The sequence below is a fragment of the Zavarzinia marina genome, from assembly GCF_021568905.1.
Classification (GTDB): Bacteria; Pseudomonadota; Alphaproteobacteria; order Zavarziniales; family Zavarziniaceae; genus Zavarzinia; species Zavarzinia marina.
Map to the genome: position 1 here is coordinate 180035 of NZ_JAKGSB010000003.1, position 12485 is coordinate 192519.

Annotated in this window: 14 protein-coding genes; 2 read left to right on the forward strand and 12 right to left on the reverse strand. The window is 67.7% G+C overall.

The window, feature by feature from the left end; translation table 11 throughout:
* Positions 1 to 26: 26 nt before the first annotated feature.
* The gene (locus L2U69_RS09730) at positions 27 to 608 is read left to right on the forward strand and encodes an NUDIX hydrolase (RefSeq protein WP_408065809.1); all 582 of its coding nucleotides are present in this window, start codon (positions 27 to 29) and stop codon (positions 606 to 608) included.
* On the opposite strand, the gene L2U69_RS09735 is transcribed toward L2U69_RS09730, so the two are convergent.
* Positions 528 to 1319 (reverse strand): DUF1194 domain-containing protein, encoded by a 792-nt coding sequence (locus tag L2U69_RS09735; RefSeq protein WP_236106612.1) that lies wholly within the window; start codon positions 1317 to 1319, stop codon positions 528 to 530. The genes L2U69_RS09730 and L2U69_RS09735 overlap by 81 nt on opposite strands.
* Before the next feature lie 159 nt (positions 1320 to 1478).
* Between L2U69_RS09735 and L2U69_RS09740 the strand changes: the two genes are divergently transcribed.
* Positions 1479 to 2996: an esterase-like activity of phytase family protein gene (locus L2U69_RS09740; RefSeq protein WP_236106613.1), complete on the forward strand. Its 1518-nt coding sequence runs from the start codon at positions 1479 to 1481 to the stop codon at positions 2994 to 2996.
* Positions 2997 to 3107: 111 nt separating this feature from the next.
* On the opposite strand, the gene L2U69_RS09745 is transcribed toward L2U69_RS09740, so the two are convergent.
* From L2U69_RS09745 to rpsP, 11 genes are all read right to left on the reverse strand, one after another.
* Positions 3108 to 3704: a septation protein A gene (locus tag L2U69_RS09745; RefSeq protein ID WP_236106614.1), complete on the reverse strand. Its 597-nt coding sequence runs from the start codon at positions 3702 to 3704 to the stop codon at positions 3108 to 3110.
* Complete coding sequence (gene ftsY / locus L2U69_RS09750; RefSeq protein WP_236106615.1) at positions 3701 to 4687, reverse strand: signal recognition particle-docking protein FtsY; 987 nt, start codon at positions 4685 to 4687, stop codon at positions 3701 to 3703. Before ftsY ends, L2U69_RS09745 begins: the two co-directional genes overlap by 4 nt.
* A complete protein-coding gene (gene mtaB / locus L2U69_RS09755) occupies positions 4684 to 5964 on the reverse strand; it encodes a tRNA (N(6)-L-threonylcarbamoyladenosine(37)-C(2))-methylthiotransferase MtaB (protein ID WP_236106616.1) in 1281 nt (426 codons plus the stop codon). Before mtaB ends, ftsY begins: the two co-directional genes overlap by 4 nt.
* A 6-nt stretch (positions 5965 to 5970) precedes the next feature.
* The gene (dapF, locus tag L2U69_RS09760) at positions 5971 to 6813 is read right to left on the reverse strand and encodes a diaminopimelate epimerase (protein WP_236106617.1); all 843 of its coding nucleotides are present in this window, start codon (positions 6811 to 6813) and stop codon (positions 5971 to 5973) included.
* An 83-nt stretch (positions 6814 to 6896) separates the two neighbouring features.
* On the reverse strand, positions 6897 to 8009 hold the full coding sequence (gene leuB, locus L2U69_RS09765; RefSeq protein WP_236106618.1) for a 3-isopropylmalate dehydrogenase: 1113 nt from the start codon (positions 8007 to 8009) through the stop codon (positions 6897 to 6899).
* 138 nt (positions 8010 to 8147) lie between these two features.
* The gene (gene leuD, locus L2U69_RS09770; protein ID WP_236106619.1) at positions 8148 to 8759 is read right to left on the reverse strand and encodes a 3-isopropylmalate dehydratase small subunit; all 612 of its coding nucleotides are present in this window, start codon (positions 8757 to 8759) and stop codon (positions 8148 to 8150) included.
* Between the two features lie 15 nt (positions 8760 to 8774).
* Positions 8775 to 10178: a 3-isopropylmalate dehydratase large subunit gene (gene leuC, locus L2U69_RS09775; RefSeq protein ID WP_236106620.1), complete on the reverse strand. Its 1404-nt coding sequence runs from the start codon at positions 10176 to 10178 to the stop codon at positions 8775 to 8777.
* Between the two features lie 111 nt (positions 10179 to 10289).
* A complete protein-coding gene (rplS, locus tag L2U69_RS09780; RefSeq protein WP_236106621.1) occupies positions 10290 to 10688 on the reverse strand; it encodes a 50S ribosomal protein L19 in 399 nt (132 codons plus the stop codon).
* Positions 10689 to 10692: 4 nt separating this feature from the next.
* Entirely contained in the window at positions 10693 to 11463 is a 771-nt protein-coding gene (gene trmD, locus L2U69_RS09785; RefSeq protein ID WP_236106622.1) for a tRNA (guanosine(37)-N1)-methyltransferase TrmD, read from the reverse strand.
* Positions 11460 to 12053, reverse strand: coding sequence for a ribosome maturation factor RimM (gene rimM / locus L2U69_RS09790; protein ID WP_236106623.1), 594 nt, complete (start codon positions 12051 to 12053; stop codon positions 11460 to 11462). Before rimM ends, trmD begins: the two co-directional genes overlap by 4 nt.
* 33 nt (positions 12054 to 12086) lie before the next feature.
* Complete coding sequence (gene rpsP / locus L2U69_RS09795; RefSeq protein WP_236106624.1) at positions 12087 to 12455, reverse strand: 30S ribosomal protein S16; 369 nt, start codon at positions 12453 to 12455, stop codon at positions 12087 to 12089.
* Positions 12456 to 12485: the final 30 nt, after the last annotated feature.

Here is a 12485-nt window from a genome sequence, read left to right on the forward strand (position 1 = left end):
CCCAACCGGCGCCGACAATCCCCGCCATGAACGACAGCGCGAAGCCGCCGCCGGCGGACGATCCCCATCATTTCCACCGTCATTTCCAAATGGCGGTGCCGGACGGCGACGACCGCGAACGCCGCGTGTGCCGCACCTGCGGCTTCGTCGACTATGTGAATCCCAAGATCGTCGTCGGCTCGGTCATCAGCCACGAGGGGCGCATCCTGCTGGCCCGGCGTGCCATCCCGCCGCGCCTCGGCTTCTGGACCATTCCCGCCGGCTTCATGGAGGAAGGCGAATCCGTCGCCGAGGGGGCGGCCCGTGAAGCGCGGGAGGAAGCCTGCGTCGAAATCACCATCGACGCCCTGCTGGCGGTCTATTCGATCCCGCGCATCTCCCAGGTGCAGTTGATCCATCGCGCCACCCTGGCGCGTCCCGGCTTCGCCGCCGGGCCCGAGAGCCTCGAGGTACGGCTGTTCGATTGGGACGAAATCCCCTGGGCCGATCTCGCCTTTCCCTCGGTCCATTGGGCGCTGAAGGACTGGCTACGGGTTCGTGGCCAGCACGGTTTCGCGCCCTTCCTGAATCCGCCCGGGGAAGACGGCCGCAGCCCGCCGCCGCTCTGACGGCGCAGGCTCGATCCCCGACATTTCGATGATCAGCTTGTCGAGAAGGGCACGGGTGAAATCGTCCCGCCCCTCGGCCGCCATGACGAAGGCACCGGCGCCGCCGATCACATTCGCCTCGTAGTCGCGCACCAGCCAATGGGCCATGCCTTCGGGCGGCGGCGAATTCAGGATCGCGAGTCCGTTCACCGTGATCCCGGCGGCGACGGCGGCATCCCGCGCCAGGGGCGCCGCGACATGGCTGCGGTTGTCCGGATTGTCGCCCGAAATGTCGATCACCCGGCGCAGCGGCGAACAGGGACAGGCGGCAAGCAGCGCGGTGCCATGGGTGATGGCGTCGCCGATGGCGTTATAGCTCTGGGCCGAGCGCGGCGCCGCCAGCACGGCAGCGGCGAAGGCCTCCGCCCCCGCGGCATCGACCACCACCATCCAGTCGACCATGGTGGCGGCCATGCCCGGCCCGCCCCATTCGACATAGGCGAAGGCGACCCGCCCGATCGGACCATTGGCGATGACGTCGATCACGCGAGGGTGGGTGACGGCGCTGGCGATGCCCTGGCGCTGCAAGGCGAATTCCGCCGCGTCGATACTGCCCGAGGCATCGACCGCCAGCACCAGCGCGACATCGACCGCCGGACCATCGACCAGGGGCCCATCGGCGGCTTTCGCCACGGGCGCCAGCATCAGGAGGACGAACAGGAGACGCAACATCACGATCCCTCCCTTCAAAGGACCATGGTAACGCGGAATTCCACCGTCCAGGGCCGGTTTTTGCCGCCCGACGTGTCATCCAACCGTCACCGAAGCGTCGCGGGACGGACGCCCGGCGGGCGCATAAACCGTCACGAGTTTTCTCGACGGGGGATTCCCATGCGCCACTTCCTGTCGCGCGGTGCCTATGCCGCCATCGCCCTTCTCGCCGGCCTGCCGCCGGCCTTCGGCGCTTCCGCCGAATACGGCAGCGCCCATGTCGCGACCGCCACCGGCCCGGTCACCCTGGAGATGGGCGGCGTGGCCTATGTCGACCAGGGCCTGCTGGGCGTCGGCCGGGTACCGGCCTCGAGCCTCGATTTCATGGGCACGACGCTCGGTTCCTTCTCGGGCATGGCGATCGATCCGGCGAGCTGGCGGAAGGACGGCGATGCCTATGTCGCCACCCTCTATTCCCTGCCGGACCGGGGTTACAACACGGCCGACCGCTATTCCGACTATCCGGGCCGCCTGGTGCAGTTCGACCTGCGCTTCACGCCCTATGCCGGCGCGGACCTGCCCGCCGAGGTCGCATCCCAGAGCCAGATCGTGCTGACGCCGACGGGCAAGGGCGTGACCCTGGTCGATTTCGCCGGCACGGCCACCACCGGCTTCGATCCCGATGCCGGCATCACCGTGCAGGACGGCCACAGCCTGCCGAGCCCCGAAGGCGAAGGCCCGCGCCAGGTCGCCCTCGACGCCGAGGCCGTGGCCTTCACCGCCGATGGCGGCTTCTACGTCGGTGACGAATATACCGCCGGCATCTATCTGTTCGATGCGGACGGCAAGATGGCGGGCTTCATCCCGCCGGTGCCGGCGCTGGCGCCCATGACCGGGGGCAAGCTGAACTATAATTCGAAGAAGGCGCCCGATACCGGCCGGCGCAACAATCAGGGCATGGAAGCGGCGGCGCTGACCCCCGACGGCAAGACCCTGATCGCCGTGCTGCAGAGCGCCACCATGCAGGACAGCGCCGGCAAGGGCGGCGAGCGCGGCAATACCCGCGTCCTCGTCTACGACGTGTCGAGCGATCCGACGCCCCAGGCGCCGGTCGGCCACTACGTCCTGCAACTGCCCCTGGTCGACACCAAGGGCGACGGCAAGATGGACAAGACGGCGGCGCAGAGCGAAGTGGTCGCCCTGAACGATCACCAGTTCCTGGTGCTGGCGCGCGACAGTGCCGGTTACGGCACCGAGAAGGCCACGCCGATCATGTACAAGTCGATCCTGCTGGCCGATACCACGGGCGCCACCAATCTCGCCGGCACCGAATACGAGACCGGGACCAAGCCGATCTCGGAGGGCCGCAAGCTCGATCCCGCCATCACCCCGGTCGCCACGGGCGAGTTGATCAATCTGCTGAACAGCGCCCAATTGGCGCGCTTCGGCATGAATCTCGACACGGCGGCGCCGAAGGGCGGCACCACCCTGACCCTGTCGGAGAAATGGGAGGCGATGTCCCTGATGCCGGCTCTCGATCCCGCGCATCCGGACGACTACATCCTCTTCGTCGCCAACGACAACGACTTCCTGGCCACGAAGGGCGTGATGCCCGGCTATACCTATGACGCCGGTCTCGACAACGACACCACGATCCTCGCCTTCCGGGTCACCATTCCGGGCGTGCAGAAGCCGTAAACCTCGGTTCCCGTCGTCCCGGCGAAGGCCGGGACCTCGTGGGGCAGGGGCGCCACTTCCGGTGAAAGGTCCCGGCCTTCGCCGGGATGACGGGAAAAAAATACGGGGGCGTTACTCCGCCGCCTGTTCCTCGGCCTGTTCCTCGGGAAGCTGGTGCTTCAGGATCAGGGGCATCTGGGCGAGGGTGAAGAGGATGGTGATCGGCATGATGCCGAAGACCTTGAAGTCCACCCAGGTGTCGGTCGAGAAATTGCGCCACACCACTTCGTTCAGGACCGCGAGCACGACGAAGAACGAGGCCCAGCGCACGGTCAGCACGCGCCAGCCCGCCTCGGTCAGCTGGAAGGCGGCGCCGAACATCGGTTTCAGCAGGGCGCGCCCGAAGGCGAGGCCGCCGAACAGCGCGATCGCGAACAGGCTGTTCACGATGGTCGGCTTCATCTTGATGAAGAGTTCGTCCTGAAGGATCAGGGTCAGGCCGCCGAAGACGAGCACGAAACCGCCCGAGACCAGGGGCATGATCGGCAGGCGCCGCTCCAGCGTCCAGTCGACCGCCAGCGCCACCACGGTCGCGACCATGAAGACGCCGGTCGCGGTGAAGAGACCGAATTTGGTGTTGCAATAGAAGAAGACGGCGAGCGGCCCCGCCTCGAGGACGAAGCGGAGCAGGGGGTGGACCTTGGGCCTGCCGCTCTTTTCAGCACTCACGAGACCACTCCCTCGGCGACGCCGGCGAGAGCCTTGGCGAAGGCTTCGGCGTTGAAGTCCTGGAAATCCTCGATCCCCTCGCCGACGCCGATGGCGTGGATCGGCATCCAGTATTTCTTGGCGACGGCGACCAGCACGCCGCCGCGCGCGGTGCCGTCCAGCTTGGTCATGATGACGCCGGTGATCTTGGCCACGCGCTCGAAGACGTCGACCTGATTGACCGCGTTCTGACCCGTCGTGGCGTCGAGCACGATCACCGTGTCGTGCGGCGCCTCCGGATCCAGCTTCTTCATGACGCGGATGATCTTGGTCAGTTCCGACATCAGCCCCTCCTTGTTCTGGAGGCGGCCGGCGGTGTCGATCAGGAGGACGTCATAGCCTTCGCGCTTCGCCTGATCGAGGGCGTCGAAGGCGAGGCCGGCGGCGTCCGAGCCTTGCGGCCGCGTGATCACGGGCACGCCCGAGCGTTCGCCCCAGACCGCGAGCTGTTCGATCGCGGCGGCGCGGAAGGTATCGCCCGCCGCCAGCATGACCTTCAGGCCCTGCGCCTTGAAGCGGCTGGCCAGCTTGCCGATGGTGGTGGTCTTGCCGGTGCCGTTCACGCCCACCATCAGGATCACATGGGGCTTGCGGCTGGCATCGACCACCAGGGGCTTTTCGGAATATTTCAGGATCTTGGCGACTTCCTCCGCCAGGACCGATTTCACTTCCTCGTCGGTCACTTCCTTGCCGAAGCGGCCCTTGGTCAGGGCTTCGCGCACATGGACCGCGACGTCGACGCCGAGGTCGGCCCGGATCAGCGCCTCTTCCAGCTCGTCCAGGGTCTCGTCGTCCAGCTTGCGCTTCTTGAACAGGCCCGAGATCGACTGGCCGAGGGAGGAGGAAGAGCGCGACAGGCCCTTCTTCAGGCGGCCGAGCCAGCCCGACTTCTTCTCGCCGGTCTCGTCGGTCGGGGCCTCGAGGGCGGGATCGAAATCACTCATGCGGCAATCAACTCCCCGCCCTCGCGGGCGGCAATGGTCACGGGCACGATCTCGCCCGCCACCGCCGGCCGGGCCAGCCGCACGGGGGCGAAATGTTCGGTGCGGGCCACATCCGCCGTCTCGGCGATGGCGCTTTCGGTCCGGCCGATGCGGCCGTCGAGGAAGCGGGCGAGGGCCTCCGCCCCCTTGGCGCGCAGCCGCTCCGCGCGCGCCTTGGCGGTGGCGCGGCCGACCTGCGGCATCTTCGCGGCCGGCGTGTCCGGGCGGGGCGAGAAGGGAAAGACGTGGAGATAGGTGAGCCCGGCCTCGTCCACGAGGCGCATCGTATCCTCGAACGCCTCTTCGCTCTCGGTCGGGAAGCCGGCGATGAAATCGGCCCCCAGCACGATGTCGGGCCGGGCCTGGCGCAGGCGCGCGGCGAAGCGGATGGCATCGTCGCGCAGGTGGCGGCGCTTCATCCGCTTCAGGATCAGATCGTTGCCGGCCTGGAGCGAGAGATGCAGATGGGGCATCAGGCGCTCTTCCTCGGCCAGGGCCGCGATCAGGTCGTCGTCCGCCTCCGCCGCGTCGATCGAGGAAATGCGCAGGCGCGGCAGTTCGGGCACGGCCTTGAGGAGGCGCCGGGTGAGCTGGCCGAGGCTGGGCCGGCCCGGCAGATCCTCGCCATAGGACGTCAGATCGACCCCGGTCAGCACCACCTCGTTGTGGCCGGCGGCGGCGAGGCGGCGCACCTCATCGACGATGGCGCCCATGGGGACGGAGCGGGACGGGCCACGGCCATAGGGAATGATGCAGAAGGTGCAGCGGTGATCGCAGCCGTTCTGGACCTGGACGAAAGCCCGCGCGCGGCCCTCGAAACCCTCCACCAGATGGCCGGCGGTCTCGGTCACCGCCATGATGTCGGCGACGCGGATCTTCTCGGCGGCATCGATGCCGAAGTCGGGCCCGAATGCGGGGCGGAAACCTTCCGCCACCATCTTCTCCATATTGCCGATGACCTGATCGACCTCGTCCATCTCGGCGAAGCGTTCGGGCTCGATCTGGGCGGCGCAGCCGGTGACGATGAGGCGGGCACCGGGATTGTCGCGCCTTGCCTTCCGGATCGCCTGGCGCGCCTGGCGCACCGCCTCGCCGGTGACGGCGCAGGTGTTGACGATCACCGCATGGTCCAGGCCGGCATCCTCGGCGTTCCGCTTCATCACCTCGGATTCATAGGCGTTGAGGCGGCAGCCGAAGGTGATGACCTCGATCCCTGATGCGGGGGGCGGGGCGGACATCGGATCTCAGGCCGCCTGCACGCGCGGCGGCAGGGCAATGACACCCGAAAAGGCGACGGCGACGGGGCCGGTCATGATCACGTGATCGTCCTCGGCCCGCCATTCCATGTCGAGCCGGCCGCCGTCCATCCAGATCGCGGCCTTGCGCTCGATCAGGCCCCGGCGGGTGGCCGCGACGACGACGGCGCAGGCGGCGGACCCGCAGGCGGGCGTGCGCCCGGCGCCGCGCTCCCAGACGACGACGCGCAAGGAGCCGTCGGCATTCTTCGAGACGAAGGAGACATTGGCCCGCTCGGGGAACAGGGAATCCTTCTCGACCACCGGGCCCAGCGCCTCCACCTTCACGCTTTCGGCATCATCGACGAAGAAGATCACATGGGGATTGCCCATGGAGACGGCGCCGGGGCTGGCGATGCCCGGTGCCACGGCATAGTCGAGGCGGGCGGTATCCATTGCGCGCGCCAGCGGGATCTGGTCCCAGCCCAGGCGCGGCGGGCCCATGTCGACGGTGATATAGCCGTCGGGTGCGGAGGATGCCTTGAGGATGCCGGCGACGGTCTCGATGCTGACGTCGTTCCGCCGCGCGCCCGCGATCATCAGCGCGCCCACGCAGCGCGTGGCATTGCCACAGGCGCCCGCCTGGCTGCCGTCCGCGTTCCAGATGCGCATGAAGACGTCGGCGTCGGCCGAGGGTTCCAGCACGATCAACTGGTCGCAGCCGACCCCCGTGCGCCGGTCGGCGATCGCCTGCGCCAGCGTCTCGTTGATCTCCACGGGGGAGTTGCGGCTGTCGACGATGACGAAGTCATTGCCGAGGCCATGCATCTTGAGGAATTGAATGCCGTCCATGGCCCGCTATATAGGCGTTTCCGGGCCATTTCGAAAGCCTGTCCTTCCCCGCCGACCATGCGCCGACGGGGAAGCGCCTTGCGTCAGGCGGCCAGCTTGTCGAGGGCGCGGACGATCGACTCGCCCATGACGCCGGTCGAAACCTTGGCCATGCCGGGCTGCATGATGTCGCCGGTGCGCAAGCCCCCGCCCAGCACGTTCTCGACCGCCTTCTCCAGAAGATCGGCCTCGGCGCCGAGATCGAAGGAATAGCGCAGCGCCATGGCGAAGGAGAGCAGGGTGGCGATCGGGTTCGCCAGGTCCTTGCCGGCGATGTCGGGCGCCGAACCGTGGACCGGCTCGTACATCGCCTTCCGCTTGCCGTTGGCATCCGCCGCGCCCAGCGAGGCGGAGGGCAGCATGCCGAGCGAGCCGGTGAGCATGGCGGCGGCATCGGAGAGCAGGTCGCCGAACAGGTTGTCGGTCACTATGACGTCGAACTGCTTCGGATTGCGGACGAGTTGCATGGCGCAATTGTCGGCGTACATATGCGACAGCTCGACGCCGGGGAATTCCTTGTCGTGGACGAAGGTCACTTCCTCGCGCCACAGAATGCCGGATTCCATGACGTTGGCCTTCTCGGACGAGGTAACCTTGTTGTTGCGCTTGGTCGCGATGTCGAAGGCGACGCGGGCGACGCGGCGGATCTCCTCGGTCGTATAGACCTGAGTGTTTACGCCCCGGCGGCTGCCGTCGGGCAGGGTCTCGATACCGCGCGGGGTGCCGAAATAGACGCCGCCGGTGAGTTCCCGCACGATCATGATGTCGAGGCCGCGCACGATCTCGGGCTTCAGGGTCGAGGCATCGACCAGGGCGTCGAAGCACATGGCGGGGCGCAGGTTGGCGAACAGGCCGAGGTCCTTGCGCAGGCGCAGCAGGCCGCGCTCCGGCTTCACCTCGAAGGGCAGATCGTCCCACTTGGGACCGCCCACGGCGCCCAGCAGCACGGCATCGGCGGCCAGGGCGATGTCCATGGTCTCGTCGGTGACGGGCTTGCCGTAGGCGTCGATCGAGGCGCCGCCGACCAGGGCTTCCTCGACCTCGAAGGTGATGCCGCGCTTCTTCGCCATCCAGTCGATGACGCGGCGAACCTCGCGCATCACTTCGGGACCGATGCCGTCGCCCGGCAGGATCAGGAGCTTGCCCTTGTTGGCCATTATTTTTTCCTCAAATCTATTTCAGGCGTCATCCCGGCGAAGGCCGGGATCTTCATCCGCGTAGGGCCCGTGCCCCTTCCGTCGAAAGGTCCCGGCCTGCGCCGGGACGACGAGTTTTTGGACGACGAGCGTGTGGCCTCAGGCGTAGAGCCAGGGCTGGGACAGCTTCTGCCGGTCCTCGAAGGTGTCGATCGACGGCTTCTTCACCAGCGTCAGGCCGATGTCGTCCAGGCCGTTGATCAGGCAATGCTTGCGGAAGGGATCGACGTCGAACTTGATCTTGCCGCCGTCCGGCCCCGTGATTTCCTGGCTTTCCAGGTCGACGGTGACGATGGCATTGGCGCCGCGCTTGGCGTCGTCCATCAGGAGGTCGACCTGTTCCTGCGGCAGGATGATCGGCAGGATGCCGTTCTTGAAGCAATTGTTGTAGAAGATGTCGGCGAAGCTCGGCGCGATGACGCAGCGGATGCCGAAGTCGAGGATCGCCCAGGGCGCATGCTCGCGGCTGGAGCCGCAGCCGAAATTGGCGCCGGCGACCAGGATCTGCGCCTTCCGCCAGGCCGGCTGGTTCAGCACGAAATCCGGGTTTTCCTTGCCGTCGTCGTCATAGCGCATCTCGGCGAAGAGGTTCACGCCGAGACCGGTGCGCTTGATCGTCTTCAGGAATTGCTTCGGGATGATCATATCGGTGTCGATATTGATCAGGTCCAGGGGGGCGGCGACGCCGGTCAGTTTCTTGAAGGGTTCCATCGTAACCTCCCGGGATCAAATCTTGCGGATGTCGGCCAGATGGCCGGTGACCGCCGCCGCGACCGCCATGGCCGGGCTGACCAGATGGGTGCGGCCGCCACGGCCCTGACGGCCCTCGAAATTGCGGTTCGAGGTCGAGGCGCAGCGCTCGCCCGGCTCCAGCCGGTCGGCGTTCATGGCAAGGCACATGGAACAGCCCGGCTCGCGCCATTCGAAACCGGCCTCGAGGAAGATCTTGTCCAGCCCCTCGGCTTCCGCCTGCTCCTTCACCAGACCCGAGCCCGGCACGACCATGGCGCCGACATGGGCGGCGACCTTGCGGCCCTTGGCGACGGCGGCGGCGGCGCGCAGATCCTCGATCCGACCATTGGTGCAGGAACCGATGAAGACCCGGTCGATCTTCACCTCTTCCAGCGGCGTGCCCGGCGTCAGGCCCATATAGGCGAGCGCACGGGTGATCGCGGTGCGCTTGCCCTCGTCCGCCACGTCGGCCGGGTCCGGCACCTTGGCGGTGATGGGCAGGACGTCCTCGGGGCTGGTGCCCCAGGTCACCTGGGGCACGATCTCGGCGGCGTCGAGGAAGATCTCCTTGTCGAACACCGCGCCCTCGTCGGTCGTCAGCGTCTTCCAGTAGGAAACCGCCTGCTCGAAACCGCCGGCCTTCGGCGCGCGCGGCTTGCCGGCGACATAGGCGAAGGTGGTCTCGTCCGGCGCGATCAGGCCGGCGCGGCCACCCGCCTCGATCGTCATGTTGCAGACGGTCATGCGCCCTTCCATCGAAAGGCCGCGGATCGCCGAGCCGGCGAATTCGACCACGTAACCCGTGGCGCCCGCCGTGCCGATCTTGCCGATGATGGCCAGCACGATGTCCTTCGCGGTCACCGCCGGGCTCAGCTCGCCGTCGACCGTGATGCGCATGTTCTTGGAGCGCTTCTGGATCAGGGTCTGGGTGGCCAGCACATGCTCGACCTCGGAGGTGCCGATGCCGAAGGCCAGCGAGCCGAAGGCGCCATGGGTCGCCGTGTGGCTGTCGCCGCAGACGATGGTCATGCCCGGCAGGGTCAGGCCCTGTTCCGGGCCGACGATGTGCACGATGCCCTGGCGGATGTCTTCCATGCCCAGATATTCGACGCCGAACTCCTTGCAGTTCGCCTCGAGGGTCGAGACCTGCAGGGCGGATTCGGGATCGGAAATCCCTTTCGAACGATCCGTCGTCGGTACGTTATGATCGGGCACGGCCAGAGTCGCCTCGGGGCGGTGGACCCTGCGGCCGGTCATGCGCAGGCCCTCGAACGCCTGGGGGCTCGTCACTTCATGGACGAGGTGCCGGTCGATGTAGAGGAGGCCGGTGCCGTCCTCGGCCATGTCGACCAAATGGCTGTCCCAGATCTTGTCGTAGAGCGTGCGCGGACCTGACATCTTCTTCTTTTCCCTGACAAAGCACTCGTCGCCCCGGCGCGGGCCGGGGCCTTTCGACGCCAATCCCCACGAGATCCCGGCCTGCGCCGGGATGACGCGGGAAGATGGACGTTACGCGCCCTTGGACGCGCCCTTGGCGCCTTCGCGGCGGTCGACCTTCTCGACGATGCGGGCCGCCTTGCCGCGCAGCGCGCGCAGGTAATAGAGCTTCGCGCGACGCACCTTGCCGCGACGGATCACCTGGATCGAGTCGAGACGCGGGGAGTACAGCGGGAACACGCGCTCCACGCCCTCGCCGTAGGAGATCTTGCGCACGGTGAAGGAAGCGTTGGCGCCCTTGTTGTTGCGGGCGATCACCAGGCCTTCGAAAGCCTGGATACGCTCGCGGGTGCCTTCGACGACCTTCACGTTCACCTTCACGGTGTCGCCCGGGCGGAAGGCCGGAATGGTCTTGCCTTCGGTGACCGCGGCGATCTGCTCGGCTTCGAGCTGGTCGATGATGTTGGTCATGGGTTCAGTCCTTTCGAGAAACGGCAATGGGTTGCATGTCGGTCGGTCGCGGCCCCCGGCCGTCGCGGGCCAGATAGCGCGACCAGAGGTCGGGACGGCGTTCGCGCGTCAGGCTTTCGGCCTGCTCGCGGCGCCAGGAAGAGATGCGGCCGTGGTGTCCGGACAGGAGGACGTCGGGCACGCGCCGTCCCTCCCATTCCTGCGGCCTGGTGTAATGCGGATATTCGAGGAGATCGCCGGTGAAGCTCTCCTCCGCCAGGGTCTCGGCGGCACCCATCACCCCGGGGATCAGGCGCACGACGGCGTCGATCAGGCAGATCGCCGCCGGCTCCCCGCCGGAGAGGACGAAGTCGCCGATCGAAACCTCTTCCAGGGCGCGGCCGTCGATCACCCGCTGGTCGACGCCCTCGAAGCGACCGCACAGGAGGACGACGCCCGGCCCCTCGGACAGGGCGCGCACCCGATCCTGATGGAGCGGCTTGCCGCGCGGCGAGAGATAGAGCACCGGCGCCGCCGCGAAATCCGCGCGCGCCGCGTCGATGGCGCGGGCCACCACGTCCGGCTTCATCACCATGCCCGGGCCGCCGCCGGCCGGGGTGTCGTCCACCATGTGGTGGCGGTCGGTGGCGTAGGCCCGGATGTCGCTGGCCTCCAGGCGCCAGAGATCGTCCGCCAGGGCGCGGCCGGCCAGGGAATGGCCGAGCGTGCCGGGGAACATCTCCGGATAGAGGGTCAGCACTTTCGCGGTCCAGGGGGCGTTCAGGGGGGCGTTCATCGGTCGTCCCCTTCCTTGGCCTCGGGCACCGCCAGCCAGCCTTCGGGCGGCACGGCGGTCAGACGCCCGGCCTTCAGGTCGACGGTCGGCACGGTCTCGCGCGTGAAGGGCAGGAAGGCGGTGCCGCCCGCCGCCAGCGCGATTTCCAGCATGTCGCCGGCGCCGAAATCCTGGATCGTGCGCACCGTGCCGATGGTCTCGCCCGCCGCGTCGACGACGGGCAGGCCGAGGAGGTCGGCATGGTAGAATTCGTCCTCGTCGTCCGTCTCGGGCAGGGCGTCGCGCGGGACGTAGAGGCGCAGGCCCTTCAGGGCCTCGGCCGCGTTACGGTCCGCGATGCCTTCGATCCGTGCGACCACCACCTGGCCCTGGACCCGCAGGGGTTCGAGGTCGAGGCTGGTGCCGCGCGCCGTGAGCACCGGGCCATAGGATCCGACATCCAGGGGATCGGCGGTGAAGGGCTTCACCTTCACCTCGCCCCTGATGCCATGGGCCCCCGCGATGGCGCCGACGCAGACAAAGCCGGGCCCGTCCACCGCGACCTGGGTCGCGGTGCCGGCGGGCGGCGATGTCTTCGTCGAGACGGCCATGACGATGGAACCCTGTCAGATACGGCGTGCGGCTCAGGCCTCGGCGGCGGCGGCCGCAGCGGCTTCGGCAGCCTCGGCGGCGGCCTTCGCGCGCTCCTGGGCCTTGGCCTTCGGGGCGGACTTCTTCGGCTGCTCGGAGATCGCCGGGGCGGCGGCAATGCCCTTGTAGCCGAGGAACTTGGCGACGCGGTCGGTGGGCTGGGCGCCTTGCGACAGCCAGTACTTCACGCGTTCCTCGTTCAGGGTCAGGCGCTGCTCGTGGTCCTGCGGCAGCAGGGGATTATAGGTGCCGAGGCGCTCGATGAAGCGGCCGTCACGCGGCGAACGGCTGTTGGCCACCACGATGCGGTAGTAGGGGCGCTTCTTGGCACCGCCGCGCGACAGGCGAATGGAAACGGACATCTAAGGTTCCTTCTCTCGTCAATTCCGTAT